The organism is Streptomyces sp. NPDC094147 (assembly GCF_044764265.1).
Taxonomy (GTDB): Bacteria; Actinomycetota; Actinomycetes; order Streptomycetales; family Streptomycetaceae; genus Streptomyces.
In genome coordinates, this window is the sequence record NZ_JBIWHT010000056.1 from 1 (window position 1) to 17581 (window position 17581).

Below are 17581 nucleotides of genomic sequence, written 5' to 3' on the forward strand. Positions count from 1 at the left end.
ATATCCAGCACCACCCCGAACTCATCGACGGCTGCCTCACCGAAACCGGGCTGGTCCTCACGCCACACCCGACATGAACCCGAAAGGGTCAGTAGTGCAGCGCCGCGTTGATCCTCCGGGGGTTCATGCAGCTTTGAGTGGGCTGCCGTCGTAGGTCCAGCGGTAGGGCTTGGCGTCGTGTTCGTCGTAGGCCAAGACGAAGGTGTCGATGGCCGCGGCCAGTTCGTCGCGGGAGGCGAACTGGCCGCGGCGTAGTAGACGTCGGGTCAGGGTGGAGAAGAACAGCTCGACTTGGTTGAGCCAGCCGGCGTGTTCGGGGGTGTGGTGGATGTTGAAGCGGGGACGGGTGGCCAGCCAGGCCTTCGTCTTCTTCGCGACGTGGGATGAGCCGTTGTCTATGACCAGGTGGATGCTGGTGCCGGCGGGGATGGACTCGTTGAGTTGGCGTAGGAAGCCGATGAAGGTGTCGGCGTTGTTGCGGTCGATGCGCTCGGTGAGGACTTGGCCGGTGTGGACGTTCAGGGCGGCGATGATTGAGACGGTGCCGTGGCGGATGTACTCGAACCCCCGGCGGGTGCGCTGCTCGGGGCGGCCGGGCTGGTCGGGGTGTTTGCGGGAGCGTGCGGTGATCCCGGTCTTCTCATCCGCGCTGATCACCACCGCGTTCGCAGGGCAGGTGCGGTAGAGCGCGCACACGTCAGCGGCACGGGTGAAGAACTCCGGGTCTGTTGGTCGGGTCAGCCAGCCGCGCACCAGGTGCGGCTTGAGGTCGACGCAGGCCAGGATCCGTCCGACCTGGGAGGCGGAGACCGCCAGGCCCGGAACGGCGCAGGTGATCGGATAGCAGGCGGTGGGTCCACACGGTGTCGGCGGTCGGCGGTTGGGCGGTCGCGGCGGCGATGACCTGCAGCTTGTCCTCGGCGGACAACCGGGGCCGCCCCAGCGGCCGGGGCCGGTCGACGAGCGCGGCCAGCCGCTCGGCGGTGAACCGCTTGCGCCAGGAGCGGACGGTGTCCACATGCCGCCCGGCCGCGCGGGCCGTGGCGGCGTTCGACATTCCCTCGGCCAGTGCCAGGATCACCGAAGCCCGCTGCACCTGCCCGAACGGCGCGGTGCGCGAGTCTGCCAGGCGTTCAAGCACCTCACGCTTGGCCTGGGTCAGTTCGATCGTGAACGGACTGGTCAGCCGCATCGCCCCACCCCGAGATCAGCTTATTGATCCGCTGATCATTGCGTGGTCAGGGTGGTGCGTGCCGTCGCCGGGGGCGGATCAGGCAAGATGGGCGGCATGGTCAGCTCGAACACTGTCAAGGCCGCAGCCTTGCAGCAGCGTCTGACCGCCCATGCCGCCCGCTGGCCACAGATCACCGAGATCAAGGTCCGTTGGCGGGCCGGATACGCCTACATCGACGCCGTCATCAACGGCGACGACGAAGACGACTTGCAACTGTGCAGGCTCAAGGACACCGGCCACCCCGAGATGTGGGGCTTCGCTCTGTTCACCTACAGCAACGAACGCTACGAGGACAACATCCTGTCCACGGGCCTGTCCTTCGGAAGCCCCGAAGACGCCCTCGACTGCGCCGTCGGCCTCTACCTCGGCGACCCTGCCAGCTGACCGGCAACCCCCGAAGGATCAACGCGGCGCTGGACTCCTGCCTCCTCCGTTCAGTCCCGGTTGGCGGCGATCCGGTCGATCGGCAGAAGCGTCCCGTCCAGGATCAGGTACGCCGTCATCGACACGGACCGTACTGCTTCGGCGAGCGTGGGTGGTGGTGCCGATCCGGAAACCGGCCGCGAACTGGGCATAGGGCTGGCCGTTGCGGAGGTGGGTGAGGGTGGGCAGGTCCTACCGCAACGGCGATTGACGGCTTCCTGCCGTTGGGGTGACCTGTTCGACGCGGGGTCGGCAGGACGACCGGAGCTCCGTCGCGGACGAAGCCCAGGTGGCAGACGTACGCCTCGTCGAGGATGCCGTGCACCAACGCGCGGTCGTAGGAGGCCCGCTGGCGCGAGCGGGTGGGGGCGGTGCGGTCGGTCGCCGGGCAGGGGGCCGCAGAGCCGGTGTCCGACATTGCGATGAGGGTTTCCTTCACTTCCCCCGTAAACAAGGGTGAAGGGTGGAGGGCGCATGGATGCAAAAAACAGATTCGAGACGAGAACCACCTTCCTGCTGCTGCGAATGGAATGGCTAGGCGGCCTGGCGGTATGCGCCGTGCTCGCCGTGCAGCATTTTTCGGAGATCCGGTGGGCAGTGTTTTTTGCCCTCTTCGTCGTCATCGACGCCGTCGGTTATCTCCCCGGCGCCCTGGCCTTCCGGAGGAGTCGGGGCGGGCACATCTCGCACTGGTACTTCGTGGCGTACAACACCATGCACAGCCTCGTGACCGCAGGCGTCGTCGCCGGTCTGTGGGCGGTGCTGGTGAAGCCGGAATGGGCGCTGCTCGCTCTTCCCCTGCACCTGTTGGGGGACCGTGCCCTGTTCGGGAATTCACTCAAGCCGTTCGGGGTACTTTTTGAACCCGACCCGCATCCGGCGTATATCGATTTCGAGCGGGCATACTCAAATTCGACCGGAAGGAATTCTGGTGACTCCCGAAGGGGTGCTGATGCCGTCCGTCTTTGAGGCCCTGGTCCGGCACAGCGACAATCCAAGCTCTTTTCTTGCCCTCAATCAGGGCAATGAATACTTTCGAGATCCACGCTTCGACGGCACCTGCGTCTTTCGCCGGTCGGGGCGCCACCTCCTGCAGTTCGCGGGTCCCTTCGCAGCAGAGGAGCAGCGCGCGGGTCTGCTGGACGCCTTCGCGGCGCAGGCCCGTCCGCGCCGGCTGGTGGCCGTACAACTGCAGCGGTCGGACGCCGAGCTGTACGGGGCGCACGGGTTCACGGTGAACCAACTCGGGGCGTCGTACGCGGTCGAGCTGGCCCGGTTCACCCTGCGCGGCTCATCTTTCGTACGGCTCCGCAACAAGATATCCAGGGCCCGTCGCGCCGGTCTGGAGGTGGTCGAGGCCCCCTCCGTCGCCGACGACGAGGTGCAGAGGGAACTGGACCTGATCGACCGGGCCTGGCTCCGTGGCAAGGGCGGTGCCAAGGAGCTTCGGTTCCTGGTGGGCGAGCGGACCGGACTGGCTCAGCGGCACCGGCGGTTGTTCGTGGGGCGGATCGGCGGGGTGGCCGTCGGGTACATCAGTTACTCGCCGGTCTTCGGCAGTCGGCCAGGCTGGCTCCACGACCTCAGCCGGCGTTCCCCGGACGCTCCACCCGGGGTGATGGAGGCGCTGAACGCGACCGCGATGGAGCGGATGTCGGCCGACGGAGCGGGCTGGCTGCACTTCGGCTTCACGCCCTTCACCGGGCTCTCCGACGAGCATGAACTGCCGTGTGCGAGCCGTACCTTCGCGCGCTGCGTGCGGCTGCTCGCCCAGCACGGCGAACGGATCTACCCGGCCGCCGCACAGCTTGAGTACAAGCGGAAGTGGGCGCCCCACGCGGTGCTGCCCGAGTACATCGCCTTCCAGGGGCGGCCAGGTCCTTCGGCGGTGTGGCAGCTGCTGCGCGCCACCCGGGCGCTGTAGGCCGACAGGGCGGGTTTCAGAGCAACCGGGTTGTCTCGGAGCAAGGGGAGCACATGAGGTTTCTGGAGCGCGAACGCGCCATTTTGACGAAGTTGCTGCCGGGTCTTGACGAGAGTCTGCGGGCGGTGCCGCTCATGGAGCTGGAGAGCCCTCGCAGCCCCGGTATCGGGCTCTTCCGCGACAGCGGCGGTCCCGGCCTTGTGGTGCCGATCTCCTGCCAAGGGAAGGGCGCCACCGCTCTGGACGCCCTGCGGGTGCAGCGCGCCCTGGGCAGCAGGTCGCCGTCCCTGGCGGTGGCCACCACGATGCACCATTTCTCCATGGCCACCCTGGTCGGCCTGGTCACCGACGGCGATGGCCTGGAGTGGATGCTCGTCGAAGGAGTGGCCTCCGGCAACCGTCTGGTGGCCTCCGGCTTCGCCGAGGGGCGACCGGGCGCCGGCATCCTCTCGCCGTCGATGACCGCCACGGTGGGACCCGACGGGGTGCGGATCAGCGGGGTGAAGCGCCCGTGCAGCCTCGCCCGGTCCATGGATCTGCTCACCGCCAGTGTCCTGGTACCCGGTGCGCAGGGGGCGCGCGAGGAGTTGGCAGTGGCACTGGTGCCCGCCGAGAGCGAGGGCGTGAGTGTCAGCGGTTTCTGGTCCAGTTCCTTCCTGTCGGGGGCGGAGAGCGACCAGGTCACCCTCACGGATGTTCTGGTACCGCCGGAGCTGCTGCTGCGGACCTCGGCCTCGGACGGGCGCTTGGACGAACTGCAGACCGCGGGCCTGGTCTGGTTCGAGCTGCTGATGACGGGGAGTTATCTCGGGGCCGCCAGCGCGCTGGTGGAGCGGGTGCTGCGAAATGAGCGGGTGCCCGAGTCCGAGCGGGTCCGGCTGCTGGTGGAGGCCGAGGGCGCGATGGCCGCCGCGGAGGGCATCGCCCGCCGACTCGACGAGGGCTGCCCGGACGAGTCGACGCTCGCCGACTCGCTGTACGTGCGGTACTGCGTGCAGGACGCCCTCTCCCGCATGGTCCCACGGGCGGTAGAACTGCTCGGCGGCCTCAACTTCATGAGCTCGGACGAGGTCGGACACCTTGCGGCCTGCGCCAACGGGCTGTCCTTGCACCCGCCTTCACGGTCCAGGATGACCGGTCCGCTGGCGGCCCACCTGGCCGACGGTCCGCTCACCGTCGCCTGATCCGATCCCGGGCACGACTCTTCACGAACCGCATCACACCCCACCCGATGGGAGTTCCTGAACAATGCCGTCAGAACCCGCCGGTCCGTCCCGTCCTCGGAGCCAACGCCCCACCCTGCTGCTCACCGGCGCCGCGGGAGTACTCGGCCAAGCCCTGATCGACGAGCTCTGCGACGACTACGACATGATCTGCCTTCGCCACCGGGCACCGCTGGACGACCCCCGGGTACGGGAGGTGACGGCGGACCTGAGAGCCCCGGGTATGGGGCTCTCGGCCGCCCAGCGGCTGGACCTCGCCGCCGAGGTGGACGTGGTGGTGCACTCCGCCGCGGCCACCAACTGGCGGCTGGCCCCGGCCGACATCTGGCGCACCAATCTGGACGGCACCCGGTCGATACTCGACCTGGCGGGCCGTGCCGACGCCCCCTTCTTCTACATGAGCACCGCCTTCGTGGCGAACCCGCTCGCAGCCGAGGAGCAGGAGCGCTTTCCCGGGGCAGCCGCGTACCTCGCCTCCAAGACGGCGGCCGAGGAGGCTGTGCGGTCGGCCGAGGTCCCCGGGGTCATCCTGCGTCCGTCCCTGGTCATGGGCGACTCGTCCACCGGCCGGATCGCCCGTGTGCAGGGCCTGACCCGGGCGCTGGGAGGCATCGTGAAGGGCCAGGTCCCGGTGCTTCCGGGCTCGGCCGGGACAAGGATCGACATGGTGCCGCAGGACGTGGTGGCCCGCGCGGTGGGCGACCTGGTCAGAGCCGGCGTCTCACAGGGCGAGTACTGGCTGACCGCCGGGCGCGAGGCCATCCTGCAGCGGGAGGTCGTCGACATCTGCCTGGAGTTCGCCGAACACCACGGTGAACGTCCGCACCCGCCGCGACTGATCCCCGTGGAAGCGGTGCACCGGCTGCTGCTGCCGCTCCTGGAGGGGCCGTCCTTCCCGGCGTTGGTGCGGCGCCGGCTCCAGGACTACGCGGAGCTGCTGCTGGTCTTCCAGCGGGAGTTGCCCTTCGCGTCCGATCTGGGGACATCGCACTGCGGCACGGCCCCCACGCGCGCCGCGATCCGGTCGGCGCTGGTGCGCAACGTGGAGTGCTGGGCCGCCGGCCGAGGGGGCCTGCTCCGGTCGCGGACGGCTCAGACCCCGTCGGAGCTGGCGTCATGACCGCCGTGGGGATGGCCGCTCACGCCACCGTGGGGTCGTACCCGGACACCGCCGAGCTCTACCGGCGCCATCTGGGCTCCGGCCGGGCGGTCATGGGCACGGTGCTCGGCGGAATGGCCGAGGTCTACTCCGAGGGCGCCTGGGTGCACGCCGACGACGGACGCCGCTATCTGGACTTCGGTGGCTACGGCGTCTTCATCCTGGGCCATCGCCACCCGGCGGTACTTGAGGCGGTGCACCGGCAGGTGGACGCACATCCGCTGGCCACTCGGGTGTTCCTGGAACCCGTCGCCGGCCGGGCCGCTGCAGCGCTGGCCGCCCGTACCCCGGCGGGCCTTGACCACGTCCACTTCGTCAACTCCGGTGCCGAGGCCACCGAAGCGGGCTTGAAGCTGGCCCGCGCCCATGGCCGCAACGCCCTGGTGACCACCGTGTCCGGCTACCACGGCAAGACCCTGGGGGCACTGAGCGCCACCGCCAACACCCTTTACCAGAGGCCCTTCGAACCGCTGTTGCCGGACACCATGCAGGTCGCCTACGGGAACCTGGCCGAGCTGGAGGCGGCACTCGGTGAGCGCCGCGACCGCGCCTGCGTGATCCTTGAGCCGGTGCAGGGCGAGGGCGGGGTGCGTATTCCGCCTCCCGGGTACCTGGCGGAGGCGGCTCGACTGTGCCGCGCGTATGGCGCCTTCCTGATCGTGGACGAGGTGCAGACCGGTCTGGGCCGGCTCGGCACCTGGTGGGGCGTGGACACCGAGGGCGTGGTGCCGGATGTCCTCCTCGTCGGAAAGGGTCTGAGCGGCGGTGTCGTGCCGGTGGCCGCGATGGTGGCCACCAAGGACGCCTACGGTCCGTTCTCCCGCGACCCGTACCTCCACACCTCCACCTTCGGCGCCTCGCCGATCGCCTGTGCCGCGGCGCAGGCGGCGGTGGAGACGATGGACCGTGAGGACATCGTGGGCCGGGCCGCCTCGCTCGGCCGTCAGCTGCTCGCGGGAGTCGTGGAGACCTGCGCCCCCCACCGGGAGCGCCTGGTGCACGAGGTCCGCGGCAGGGGACTGCTGATCGGTGTCGAGTTCACCCGGGCACAGGCCGTCGGCGAGACGCTGCTGGAGCTGGTGAGCCGCGGCGTCCTGGTGAACCATTCGCTCAACTCCACGCGAGTGCTCCGGCTGACGCCCCCGGCGATCGCCGACGCCGACGAGGCCCAGCTGTTCCTGGACGCCCTGGCCGAAGCCCTGCGGGCCGTGCACACACGCCTCGGCTGACCGTGTCCGTGCGCTCGGGTGCCCCATGACCGGTCATGACATCAGCACCACACGCCAGTGAGGACGAACACCATGCGCCATGTGACAGTCCGGATGACGGCTCAGGGCATCGACCCCGAGCACGCCTACCGGAGGATCAGCGACTTCAGCCGGTACCCCGAACTCACCACGACGGTACGCGCGGTCGAGGTGCAGCCTCCGCGACCCGACGGTTCCGTGGTCTCCGAGTGGACGGTCTCCTTCCGTAATGGGGTGATGCGCTGGACGGAACGCGACACCTTCTCGCCGCCCACCCTCTCCATCACGTTCGAACAGCTCAGCGGCGACTTCGAGACCTTCGAGGGCAGTTGGACGTGCGAGGCACACCAGGACGGCACCACCGTCACCTTCCGGGCCTCGTTCGATCTGGGGATCCCCACACTGGCCGAGATCCTCGATCCGGTGGCCGAGTCGACGTTACGTATCAACATCGAAAAGATCCTCCAGGGTCTGCTCGGCACGGTGTCACCGGCCGATCTCGCGGACGCCGCGCATGGCTGACCTCGCCCTGGCGCGGCCGCTGGAGCCGGGCGAACAGTTGCGAGACGAGCCCGGCCCGGACACCGAGCACTGCCTGCGCCTGTACGCGAAACTCGCCTCCGGTGTCACCGTGGTCACCACTCAGGGTGGGGGCGGGCCCACCGGGATGACCGTCTCCTCCCTCACCTCGCTGTCGGCCCGGCCGCCCTTGCTGCTCGCCTGTCTGCGCAACGGCTCGCGCACACTGGTGGAGGTCCGGAGTCAGGGCGTGTTCGCGGTGAACCTGCTGCGGGAGAACCAGCGTCCGCGGGCGGCCCGCTTCGCGGATCCGGCGGCCTCGTCGGCAGAGCGGTTCCGCGAGGTCCCGCTCCGTTCGGTCCTGGGGGCACCCGTGTTCGGTGACGCGCTGGGGTGGTCGGTCTGCCTGGTCGAGGACATCCGCCGCTACGGCGACCACAGTGCGGTGGTGGGGCGGGTGGCCGCGGTGCAGGTGGCGTCGGGCCATCCACTGCTCTGGCACGACCGGGGGTTCCGGTCGTTGTCCGGGGCCGGTGAGCCGACGGCCCGGGAAGGAGCGCCCCGGTGACCCTGTTCGCGCCGGGCACGCCCTGCTGGGAGTCCGGGGACCCGGCCGGGCCGGGCGGTACAGACCCGCCATCCACCGTGTGCGGCCGGATCGGTGCCGATGTCGCGGTGGTGGGCGCCGGCCTTGTGGGGCTGTCCACGGCGTACCACCTGGCGGAGCGCCGGCCTTCTCTGGACATCGTGGTGGTGGACGCGGAGCGGCCGGCGGCGGGTGCCAGTGGGCGTGGCACCGGGCTGCTGGGCCCGCGGGTGGGCCCGCCGGTCGACCGGGCGGTGCGTCGCCACGGCCCCGCCGTCGCCCGCCGGATGCACCAGGCCAGTGTCGAGGCGGTGCGACACGTCGTGGATCTGTGCGACCGGCTCGGTGTGCCCTGCGCGGACGGGGAACAGATCGTCGCGGCGCGATCCGGCACCGGTCTGGTGTCCCTGGCGCGGCAGGCCGCCGCCTACCGCTCCCTGGACCTGGAGGTGCCAGTACTCTGCGCCGCCGACATCCGGCGACGGGTGGACGTGCCTTACCACGCGGGTCTGCTCCACCGGCACACCGCCACCCTCGATCCGGCCGCGCTGACGGCGGCTCTGGCGAGGGCCTGCGTGGCCAGGGGCGTACGGCTGTACGGCGGCAGCCCACTGCGGGAGGTACGTGGCGGGGACGGACACCAGCCCGAACTGCTGTTCCCGCACGGCACCGTGCGGGCGCCGCAGTCGGTGCTGGCGGTGAACGCCGGGGTGGCAGGGCTCGGCCTGCCGGTGGGCACGGTGCTTGGTCTTGAGGTGCACGCGGTGGCGACCGAGCCGCTGGGCCACGAGACGCGTGCGCTCCTCGGCCAGGGTGGCCCGGCGGTGATCGACGCGGTGCCGCTGGCCCCGTACTTCCGCCTCACCGCGGAAGGCCGACTGGTGGTGGGGGGTGGGACCGCCCTCCACCCAGACGGGATCGGACCCCGCCGTACGGCCGTGCTGCGGGTCTTCGCGTTCGACCGGCTGGAGCAGTGGCTGCGGGCACTGCACCCGGCCCTGGCCGGGGTGGAGGTCACGCACCGCTGGGCGGGCGGGATCGGGGTGACGGCGGACGGCCTCCCCGTGGTGGGGCCGGTCCGGGGCCGACCCGGAGTCTGGTACGCGGGCGGCTGCAACGGGCACGGTCTTGCGATGTCGGTGGCGCACGGCTCCTACCTCTCCGCGGCCCTGCTGGGTGCCGCGGGCACGTATGAGCCGCTGCCCTGGCACCGCTCCCGGGCGCCGCGGCTGCCGGTGTCGGGACCGGCCCGGCCGCTCCTGCGGGCCCGACTGGCCTCGATGGACCGTACCGTCCGCCGTGCGGCATGGCCTGAACTCGGTCCCCGGGGGTGAGGAGCCGTAGACCACCTGATCGATTCCCTTCGATTGCCTCAGAACCACACGGACGCAGGGCTGACCGGGAAAGGAACGTCAATGATCGGCACACTGCTGGCGAGGCCGCTGGAGCTCATGGAGGAGAACTTCCGCAGGCCGACCGGGCGAGCCGGCCGGTTCTTCGGAAACCTGATGGCGGTGCAACACCGGAGCCTCACCATGTGGACGATCGAGCACATGGACGTGCGCAGCCGCCAACGGGTGCTGGACGTCGGCTGCGGCGGGGGCATGGCGGTGAAGCTGCTGTCGCAGCGGGCCGCTCAGGGATTCATCGCCGGGGTGGACTACTCGATGGAGATGGTCGAGCAGGCGGTACGGCGCAATCTGCCGTCCATCGCGCGGAGCCGGGTCGAGATCCGGCACGGGGAATGCTCCCGCCTGCCCTACGAGGACTCCTCGTTCGACCAGGTCTGCGCGATCGAGACCTTCTACTTCTGGCCGGATCCCCTGGGCGGCCTCACCGAGGCATACCGGGTGCTCAAACCGGGCGGCCAGGTGGCCATCACGCTGGAGATGAGCCGGGAGGCCGGTGACGACCCGTCACTGACGCAGCGGTTCTTCGGCCGGCGCTTCACGGAACGCTCGCAGCGGGCGGGGCTGCACATCCTCTCCGGGGACGACCTGGTGGACCGGCTCACCAAGGCCGGTTTCCGGGATGCCCGATTCGTGTCGGAGCCGCGCCGTTCGCTGGGCTGGGTCTGCGCGCTGGCGCGGAAGTGAGGGCGAAGGCGATGACCGAGGCACGCGACGGCGCGGCGGCAGGCGCCCCCAGGGCGGCGGGGCTGCCGTTGCTGGGCAGTGTTCTGGATTTCCGGCGCGACATCCTCAAGGCCATGCACCATGGGCGCACCGCCCACGGCGACCTGGTCCGCTACCGGCTCGGCCCGGTGACGGTGCACGGCGTGTCCAGCCCGGAGCTGGCCGCCGAGGTACTGACCGACAGCGACCGGTTCGGCAAACTCGGGGCGGACAACCCGCTGCGGCTTGTCCTCGGTGAGGGCCTGCTGACCAGCGACGACCACAAGAGCTGGCTGCGCAACCGCCGGATGATGCAGCCGATCTACACCAAGCAGTCCCTCGCGGGCATGTTCGCGACGATGGGTGTCTCGGCGACCGAGCAGATCTCGCACATGTCGGACCGCTACCGAACGGGCACGGTGGTGGACCTGCACACGGAGATGATGCGGGTCACCCTGGACATTGTCAGCCGCTGCATGTTCAGCACCGATGTGAGCCGGACCCTGGCCGGGCTTGGACCGGACGCGGTGGACGTCGCGATCAACTACGCCTTCGACCGGCTGCAGAACCCGCTGAGCCCGCCGACGTCCTGGCCGACCCCACGCAATCGGCGCTTCCACGAGGTCATGCGGGGACTCGACGACCTCATCCACCGGATCATCGCGGAACGCCGGCAGCCCGACGCCACCACCGGCGGCGGGGACCTGCTGGACATGCTGCTGGCCGCCCGCGACGCCGACACCGGCCAGGGGATGACCGACCGGGAGCTGCGGGACGAGGTGATCACCACCTTCGCCGCCGGGCACGAGACCACCGCGATCACGCTCACCTGGGCCTTCTACCTGCTCTCCAGGCACCGTGAGGTGCTGTGGCGGGTCCAGCGGGAGGTGGACGGCGTACTGGGCAACGAACTGCCCACCCCCGACGAACTGGCGGCGATGCCCTACACCCTGCGGGTCTTCGAAGAAGCCCTGCGGCTCTACCCGTCGGCGCCGATCCTCCCCCGGCTGGTGCTGCGGGACACCGAACTGGGCGGCTACCGGGTACCGGCCGGGTCACGCGTCCTGGTCAACCTGTTCGACATCCACCGCCACCCGCGGCACTGGACGGACCCCGAGCGCTTCGACCCGGACCGCTTTCTGCCGGAAACCGGCAAGGGGCGCCATCGCTTCGCCTATCTGCCGTTCGGCGCGGGGCCCCATCTGTGCATCGGGAAGCACTTCGCACTCATGGAGGCTCATCTGCTCCTGTGCGCCCTGGTGCGCCGCTGGGAGTTCCGCCATGTTCCCTCACACCGGGTGGTGAACCACGCCACCATCACCCTGCGGCCGCGGTACGGGATGCTGATGACGATGCATCAGCGGAAGTCCTCGGCCGCCCGACCCGCTCATGTCCAGTAGGCCGCCGCTGTACACGACCTCTGCGCAGGAGCCGACCGTATCCGGGAGAACGGACCTCATGAACGCCGACTCTTCGATCCTTGACCCCGAGCACATCAACCGGACCCGCTATCGGCCGGGCCAGCAGGCCGGTCACTACGAGAGCTTCTACCAGCGAGGCAACCACCCTACGGAACCCCGCGCCTTCTGGATCAGATACACCGTGTTCAGCCCCGCGAAGATGCCCGAGGCGGCCATCGGCGAGCTCTGGGCGATCTGGTTCGACGGAGTGACCGGACAGCATGTGGTGGCCAAGGAGGAACACCCCATCGCCGACTGCCACTTCAGCACCGACTCGTTCGGCGCACGGGTCGGCGAACGCGTGCTGGAACCGGGCCGCCTCAAGGGCGAGGCCAGGGGGCCGGACGGCCAGATCGGCTGGGATCTGACGTACACCGGGAACCAGCCGCCGCTTCTCCTCCTGCCGCCGAGGATGTACACAGGCGGGTTCCCCAAGGCCAAGAGCCTGGTCGGAACGCCGCTCGCCCGGTACAGCGGCAGCCTCGACGTCAACGGCGAGAGGGTCGCCATCGACGGTTGGACGGGCAGCCAGAACCACAACTGGGGCAGCCGGCACACCGACCACTACGCCTTCGGGCAGGTCGCGGGCTTCGACGGGGAGCCCGACAGCTTCCTGGAGGTCGTCACGGCACGCGCAAAGATCGGCCCGGTACACATTCCGCAGGTCACCTTCCTTGTCCTGCGCCACCAGGACCGCGAGTACTCGCTGGTGTCACTGCGCCAGGCGCTCTCCGCCAAGGCGGACTTCGGCTACTTCTACTGGGACTTCGCCACATCCGACAGCACCGTCGACATCCGCGGACGGATGACCGCCCCCAAGGAGCGGTTCGTCGGCCTGAACTACTACAACCCGCCCGGCGGGATCAAACACTGCCTCAACACAAAGATCGGCTCCTGCACGGTGGAGATCGTCAACCGGGTGACCGGCAAGCGCACCGCGCTCAAGACCGACAGCCGCGCCCTGATGGAGATCCTCACGGACGACCGTGAGCACGGCATCACCATCCGCGCGTGAGGGGCCCGGCCCTGCTCAGCGAGCGCATCACGGTCCGGGTGCCGCCAGGCACGGCGTACGCCGCAGTGAGCGACGTCACGCGCATGGGGCAGTGGAGTCCGGAGGTCCGCGGCGCCCGCGTGCTGGGCGGTCGGGCGCCCGCACGCGTGGGAACACGCTTCGTGGGACTCAACCGCGCCTCGTGGCTGCCCTGGGCCACCCTGTGCACCGTGGTCTCCGCCGAGCCGGGAATCTGCTTCTCCTTCAAGGTCAGCTTCCTGGGCGTGGCCCTCTCGCAGTGGACGTACCGGTTCACGGAGGTACCCGGGGGATGCGAAGTGACGGAGGAGTGGCTGGATCTGCGGTCGGCGGTCGCCGGACGACTGCTCACCGCCGTCACCCCTGTGGTCACCGGTGTTGTCCGGCGCCGCGAGCGCAACCGCGCGACGATGAGGGCGACACTCGCCGCCCTCCGGGCAGCCCTGGAGGGCGGCTGAGGCAGGATGCGCACCCGGTCCCGGGCCCGGCTCCCACCGGGCCCGGGACCGGCAAGACCCTGGCTCGCGACGATCCGGACGGTTACCAGGGCCCCCTGGCGCAGGGACACCGACGGCGCCACCGACGCGTCAGCGGGACCTGCGGCGGTGATCCAGCAGCAGCGCCATGGCCCCCAAGGCGAGCAGACCCCAGTAGGATCCGCGTTCGCCTCCCAGGGAGGCCGGCGTCCTCGGCTGGTGAACCTGGAGCGCGAACCTCCGGTTGGACGCGTCGGCCAGCAGCCCGCGCAGCTGCTCGGGGCTGGTGGTGGCCGTCACCATCAGGTCCATCGCCGTACGGCCCAGTTGCTCCAGTGAGATGAACTCGCCCAGCAGGGACATCACGATGCCGCGGACCTCGCCCTTGAAGATCTCGGCCAGCGACAGTTCGGGCGCCAGGCAGCGGACCGAGCCTTCGAGATTGGCGAAGGACTTCCCCAGCAACGAGATCGAGGGTGCGGAGCCGATGCCCCGTTTGGTGGCCTTCTCCAGCACCGTGGTGAGCGAGACGCCGAAGTTGAGCTCGCCCAGCGAGGCATTGGAGATCTTGGGGACCAGCGCCGCCATGTCGGCGGCGAACGCCGGCAGGTTCGCCCAGGCGGTGAGTTTTCCCATGTCGGCCCAGGCGCGGGCCAGGCCGTGTCCGTCGTTCTGCGCCAGTGCCATCAGCAGCGGCAGCAGCTGCAGGCTGGTCCGCTTGTCCAGGCGCCCCACCATGCCCCAGTCGATCAGAGTCGCGGGGCCCCCGGGCAGGGCGAAGACATTGCCCGCGTGCGGATCCGCGTGGAACGTCCGCTGGACGAAGTAACCGCGGTACATGAACCGCAGCAGGTCCTTGCCGATGTCGGTGCGTTCGCTGTCGCTGAACGCCCTGCGGTCCAGATGCCGTACGGACATGCCGGCAGCCATCGACTGCACCAGCACCCGAGGCGTGGCCGACAGGACCTCGGGGACGGCCAGCGTGCGGAAGTCCCGGGCCGCCTCCCGGCCCTCCTCCATGTTGCGCGCCTCGCCGGTGAAGTCCAGTTCAGGTTCCATGGCGTCGAAGATCGAGCCCAGCATCGCCTCGACGTCGATGACCTCGTTGAACCGCGGTGCCGCACGTGCCACGATGCGGGACGCCCGGCGCAGCAGGGCCATGTCCGCCCGTACCGCCTCGCGGATCTCCGGCCTCTGGATCTTCACCACGGCCGGCCGCCCCCCGGGCAGGGTCACCCGGTAGACCTGGGCCAGCGACGCCGCCCCCAGGGGCCGGCTGGTGTCAATGTCGTCGAACCTGAGCTTCCAGTCAGGGCCGAGATCACTCTCCAGGACTGGCTCGAACATGGAGAACGGCTGCACGTCTACCTGGTCGTGCAGGTTCTGGAATTCGGCGATCATCGAGGGCGGCACCATGTCCGGCCGCGTGGAGAGGATCTGGCCGAGCTTCACATAGAACGGGCCCAGGCTTTCCAGGGCCTTTCGTACGGCCCGCGCCCGTCGTTGGGCGTCCCCGGCGGCGGATTCCTCCTCCTCCGCCGGGGACCGGCCGTTCCCTTTGGATCTACCGTGTTCCCGCGCCGTATGACCGACCTCGTCGGCGATCAGACTGCCCAGCACCTTCACGACCAGCCGGAGCCGGTCGCCGATCAAGGTCCTCACGACGCGGGTTCCCTCCTAAGGGTTCTGCGGAAGCCGGCCCGGCGCACCGGGCACGGACCGCGGGTCAACAGCCTTGTGCCAGGACGGCGTCGGTCATCCCCTCTTGGCCGGCGGACGGGCTCCGGCACTTGCCGCGACGTCACTGATGGCGTCCAGGGCACCGGCCAGCGTGGACAGCAGGTCGGTCAGCCTGGCGATCTGCTGGGGCAGTGTCGCCAGAGATTCGGCCAGACCGCCAAGACCGCCCACGGCACCGGGCAAACCCGCTGCCGCACCAGTGAGTTGCCCGACGGCCGCGAGCGGATTGGACGAGGCGGGCAACCCGGGGAGGGCCGCCGCCGGATGGGTCGCGCCCGCCAGGAGGGCGAGCGGGTTGGCGTTCGCGAGTGCGGCCAGGGGGTTCACCGACCCGGAACCCCGGTCCGACGAGGCGCCCGCCAGGAGGGCGAGCGGGTTGGCGCCCGCGAGTGCGGCCACGGGGTTCATACCGCCGAACGCCGCCATCGCCTGGAGTGCCCCGAGGGGCGTCCCGGCCAGGGCCGCCATCGGATTGCCGGAGCCGAACCAGTCCGGGAAGTCGGACTTCTTGGACTTGTTCGGCGGATCGAGGAAATCGTTGAAGGCCTTGTTGGAACTGTCGGCGATGTCGCCGAGTAAGTTCTTGATGGTGTCCTGTGTGCTCGGCTTGTCAGGCAATTTTTCGAGTTCCTTCCCCAGAGGGCATCATGGAATCGACCAGGATGCCGAACCATTTTTTCCGGTCATCCGCAGGATTCGCCCAGGGATTGGGTGCACATGTGCCGGAGCCTTGCCCTGCCACGTGTGAAAGCACCCTCGGCGGCCTTTACGGAGATCTGGTTGATGCGGGCGAACTCGGCGATGGAGATCCCATCGGCTCGCGCGAGCATCACCTGCCGTTCCCTGCCGCGGAGCTGGTCGACCTGCCGGAGCAGCCAGCGACCGAATTCCCGGTCACAGACGGCTTCCTCCAGCATCTCCGGCTCCCCGTCGGTGACGCGCAGCAGCAGACGCTGCCAGCGCTCCCGTTCCCGATAGTTGTCGATGCACAGGCGCATGGCGACCGTGGTCAGGAACGCCCCGAGCCGGTCGCGGTCCAGGTCGCGGTGGGTCGCTGCCCGCAGTATGGCCTCCTGGACGCAGTCCTCGGCGTCCTGAAGATTGGGCAGTCGACGGCGCACCAGACGCAGGAGGCGCTCACGATGCTGAATGACTTCACACCAGGAAGAATCGCAGCATAAGTGCATACGCATCACCAATCATCGAACGAAAGAAATGCTCCCAGCGATTGGGTTCACGCATGCCCTCATGCGACGAAAATCCCCTCCATTCTTTCCATCCCCTCGCCCTTTCTTCTTTGCTGTAAACAGCAGCATTTCTGCCCTGGGGAGAGATGGATAACCCGCCCATCACACCCTTCCTTCGTTTGAACGAGAAAATGAGAAGTGATAATAGTATCTTCATCTCGGCTAATCCACAGTTCAGTGCTCTGTGTGGCGCGTGTTTGACGAGAGGAAGTGAAAGTCCCCGCCCCCTAGGTCCCCGGGTACCGCAGTCTCCGCCCCGACGAGCCACCCACCAGTCGCGTCACCCACGACATCCACATCCACCGCCTCAACCCCGAGGAGGAGATCAACGCCGAGCCGCAAAAGGCCGCTTAGGAAGCGACGTTGGGGCCGAGGGTGTCGATCACCACCGGCACCGCCGCCCGTCGAGCCCCGCGTGGACTTCCCTGGAGGTTGGCGAGGACGGACGTGTGAGCATTCGGCCGCTTGCGGGCACTCGCGCACGCGGAGCCGAAACCGGCCGAGGACGAGCGCCGGCATGGCTCCGTCGTGGTCGAGGGGTTCTTGGCGGTCCGGCCGCGCGACTCGGTCAACCTTGGCCGCGCGTCCAAGTCCGGCGGACTCCTGTCTGCCGGGCTCGCGGTTGCCGAACCGCCTGATCAGGGACCGGGGTCAACCGGGAGACCCGCACCGTCTGAGGCGAGTCACACATGGTCAGCCGCCGCACCGCCGACGCCCCCGTCCGCGGCCACTGCACCACACCGGACGCCGAGCTCCGGCGCCCGTGCCCCACCTGCGGACAAGCCGAACGGCTGCACACGCCGGGCCCGTGCCCCCGCCGCACCCTCAAGCGGCGACGACGCACCCCGCTCGGCGAGGCGCTGGTCGTCGGTTCGTGCTGAGGGCTCAGATCAGCACTGTTTTTTGAGGCGCCGCCAGCAGATGGTTGCGCAGCCGAGGGTGAGGAAGGCCTGGTGGATGTCGGCGCGGATGTCCCAGCGGATACGCAGCCAGCGGAACCAGCGCAGAAGTGCGAAGGCCGGCCGGATCATGATCAATCTCACCAATAACCGCTGTACCGATGTTCTCCGAGACACACCAGGCCCCGGTCCTTGAGCGCGGTTACTGAGGTTTTCGGGTTGGTGTCGGGGGTGACGGTGGGTGATCCCTGCGGTATGCCGTTGATATGCGGTATGCGCAGGGTGGGGGTCTGACCG

Annotated in this window: 19 protein-coding genes and 3 pseudogenes; 14 read left to right on the plus strand and 8 right to left on the minus strand. The window is 69.2% G+C overall.

Annotated elements, in window-relative coordinates; all coding sequences use genetic code 11:
* Positions 1-123: 123 nt before the first annotated feature.
* Positions 124-816: an IS630 family transposase gene (locus ACIQ8J_RS34740; protein ID WP_403608124.1), complete on the minus strand. Its 693-nt coding sequence runs from the start codon at positions 814-816 to the stop codon at positions 124-126.
* Positions 698-1192 (minus strand): helix-turn-helix domain-containing protein, encoded by a 495-nt coding sequence (locus ACIQ8J_RS34745; protein ID WP_403608091.1) that lies wholly within the window; start codon positions 1190-1192, stop codon positions 698-700. The genes ACIQ8J_RS34740 and ACIQ8J_RS34745 overlap by 119 nt, the downstream gene beginning before the upstream one ends.
* A 96-nt stretch (positions 1193-1288) precedes the next feature.
* Between ACIQ8J_RS34745 and ACIQ8J_RS34750 the strand changes: the two genes are divergently transcribed.
* The gene (locus ACIQ8J_RS34750) at positions 1289-1618 is read left to right on the plus strand and encodes a hypothetical protein (RefSeq protein WP_403608093.1); all 330 of its coding nucleotides are present in this window, start codon (positions 1289-1291) and stop codon (positions 1616-1618) included.
* A 56-nt stretch (positions 1619-1674) separates the two neighbouring features.
* On the opposite strand, the pseudogene ACIQ8J_RS34755 reads toward ACIQ8J_RS34750, so the two are convergent.
* Both ACIQ8J_RS34755 and ACIQ8J_RS34760 read right to left on the minus strand, forming a co-directional pair.
* Positions 1675-1846: pseudogene (locus ACIQ8J_RS34755) on the minus strand (IS5/IS1182 family transposase); the annotation flags it as partial.
* A gap of 58 nt (positions 1847-1904) precedes the next feature.
* Positions 1905-2075 (minus strand): annotated as a pseudogene (locus ACIQ8J_RS34760) (pyridoxamine 5'-phosphate oxidase family protein); the annotation flags it as partial.
* Between the two features lie 56 nt (positions 2076-2131).
* Between ACIQ8J_RS34760 and ACIQ8J_RS34765 the strand changes: the two are divergent.
* The 12 genes from ACIQ8J_RS34765 (at position 2132) to ACIQ8J_RS34820 (ending at position 13380) form a co-directional block, all read left to right on the plus strand.
* Entirely contained in the window at positions 2132-2626 is a 495-nt protein-coding gene (locus ACIQ8J_RS34765) for a hypothetical protein (RefSeq protein WP_403608094.1), read from the plus strand.
* Complete coding sequence (locus ACIQ8J_RS34770) at positions 2610-3581, plus strand: bifunctional lysylphosphatidylglycerol flippase/synthetase MprF (RefSeq protein ID WP_403608096.1); 972 nt, start codon at positions 2610-2612, stop codon at positions 3579-3581. The genes ACIQ8J_RS34765 and ACIQ8J_RS34770 overlap by 17 nt, the downstream gene beginning before the upstream one ends.
* Positions 3582-3634: 53 nt before the next feature.
* Positions 3635-4765, plus strand: coding sequence for an acyl-CoA dehydrogenase (locus ACIQ8J_RS34775; protein WP_403608098.1), 1131 nt, complete (start codon positions 3635-3637; stop codon positions 4763-4765).
* A gap of 64 nt (positions 4766-4829) precedes the next feature.
* A complete protein-coding gene (locus ACIQ8J_RS34780; RefSeq protein WP_403608100.1) occupies positions 4830-5924 on the plus strand; it encodes an SDR family oxidoreductase in 1095 nt (364 codons plus the stop codon).
* Positions 5921-7192, plus strand: coding sequence for an aspartate aminotransferase family protein (locus ACIQ8J_RS34785; RefSeq protein ID WP_403608102.1), 1272 nt, complete (start codon positions 5921-5923; stop codon positions 7190-7192). Before ACIQ8J_RS34780 ends, ACIQ8J_RS34785 begins: the two co-directional genes overlap by 4 nt.
* 72 nt (positions 7193-7264) lie before the next feature.
* On the plus strand, positions 7265-7732 hold the full coding sequence (locus tag ACIQ8J_RS34790; RefSeq protein WP_403608104.1) for a type II toxin-antitoxin system RatA family toxin: 468 nt from the start codon (positions 7265-7267) through the stop codon (positions 7730-7732).
* On the plus strand, positions 7725-8297 hold the full coding sequence (locus ACIQ8J_RS34795) for a flavin reductase family protein (protein ID WP_403608106.1): 573 nt from the start codon (positions 7725-7727) through the stop codon (positions 8295-8297). The genes ACIQ8J_RS34790 and ACIQ8J_RS34795 overlap by 8 nt, the downstream gene beginning before the upstream one ends.
* Positions 8294-9649, plus strand: a complete 1356-nt coding sequence (locus ACIQ8J_RS34800; protein WP_403608108.1) for an NAD(P)/FAD-dependent oxidoreductase — start codon at positions 8294-8296, stop codon at positions 9647-9649. The genes ACIQ8J_RS34795 and ACIQ8J_RS34800 overlap by 4 nt, the downstream gene beginning before the upstream one ends.
* 81 nt (positions 9650-9730) lie before the next feature.
* Entirely contained in the window at positions 9731-10411 is a 681-nt protein-coding gene (locus ACIQ8J_RS34805; RefSeq protein ID WP_403608110.1) for a class I SAM-dependent methyltransferase, read from the plus strand.
* An 11-nt stretch (positions 10412-10422) separates the two neighbouring features.
* Positions 10423-11829, plus strand: a complete 1407-nt coding sequence (locus ACIQ8J_RS34810; protein ID WP_403608112.1) for a cytochrome P450 — start codon at positions 10423-10425, stop codon at positions 11827-11829.
* Between the two features lie 58 nt (positions 11830-11887).
* Entirely contained in the window at positions 11888-12904 is a 1017-nt protein-coding gene (locus ACIQ8J_RS34815; RefSeq protein WP_403608114.1) for a hypothetical protein, read from the plus strand.
* A complete protein-coding gene (locus ACIQ8J_RS34820; RefSeq protein WP_403608116.1) occupies positions 12901-13380 on the plus strand; it encodes an SRPBCC family protein in 480 nt (159 codons plus the stop codon). The genes ACIQ8J_RS34815 and ACIQ8J_RS34820 overlap by 4 nt, the downstream gene beginning before the upstream one ends.
* A 129-nt stretch (positions 13381-13509) precedes the next feature.
* Here the strand turns inward: ACIQ8J_RS34820 and ACIQ8J_RS34825 are convergent, their stop codons facing one another.
* The 3 genes from ACIQ8J_RS34825 to ACIQ8J_RS34835 form a co-directional block, all read right to left on the minus strand.
* Complete coding sequence (locus tag ACIQ8J_RS34825) at positions 13510-15060, minus strand: ABC1 kinase family protein (RefSeq protein WP_403608118.1); 1551 nt, start codon at positions 15058-15060, stop codon at positions 13510-13512.
* A gap of 93 nt (positions 15061-15153) precedes the next feature.
* Entirely contained in the window at positions 15154-15756 is a 603-nt protein-coding gene (locus ACIQ8J_RS34830; RefSeq protein WP_403608120.1) for a hypothetical protein, read from the minus strand.
* A 65-nt stretch (positions 15757-15821) separates the two neighbouring features.
* Entirely contained in the window at positions 15822-16331 is a 510-nt protein-coding gene (locus tag ACIQ8J_RS34835; protein WP_403608126.1) for an RNA polymerase sigma factor, read from the minus strand.
* 743 nt (positions 16332-17074) lie between these two features.
* Between ACIQ8J_RS34835 and ACIQ8J_RS34840 the strand changes: the two genes are divergently transcribed.
* The gene (locus tag ACIQ8J_RS34840) at positions 17075-17266 is read left to right on the plus strand and encodes a hypothetical protein (RefSeq protein WP_403608122.1); all 192 of its coding nucleotides are present in this window, start codon (positions 17075-17077) and stop codon (positions 17264-17266) included.
* 9 nt (positions 17267-17275) lie between these two features.
* On the opposite strand, the pseudogene ACIQ8J_RS34845 reads toward ACIQ8J_RS34840, so the two are convergent.
* Positions 17276-17383: pseudogene (locus tag ACIQ8J_RS34845) on the minus strand (IS5/IS1182 family transposase); the annotation flags it as partial.
* Positions 17384-17581: the final 198 nt, after the last annotated feature.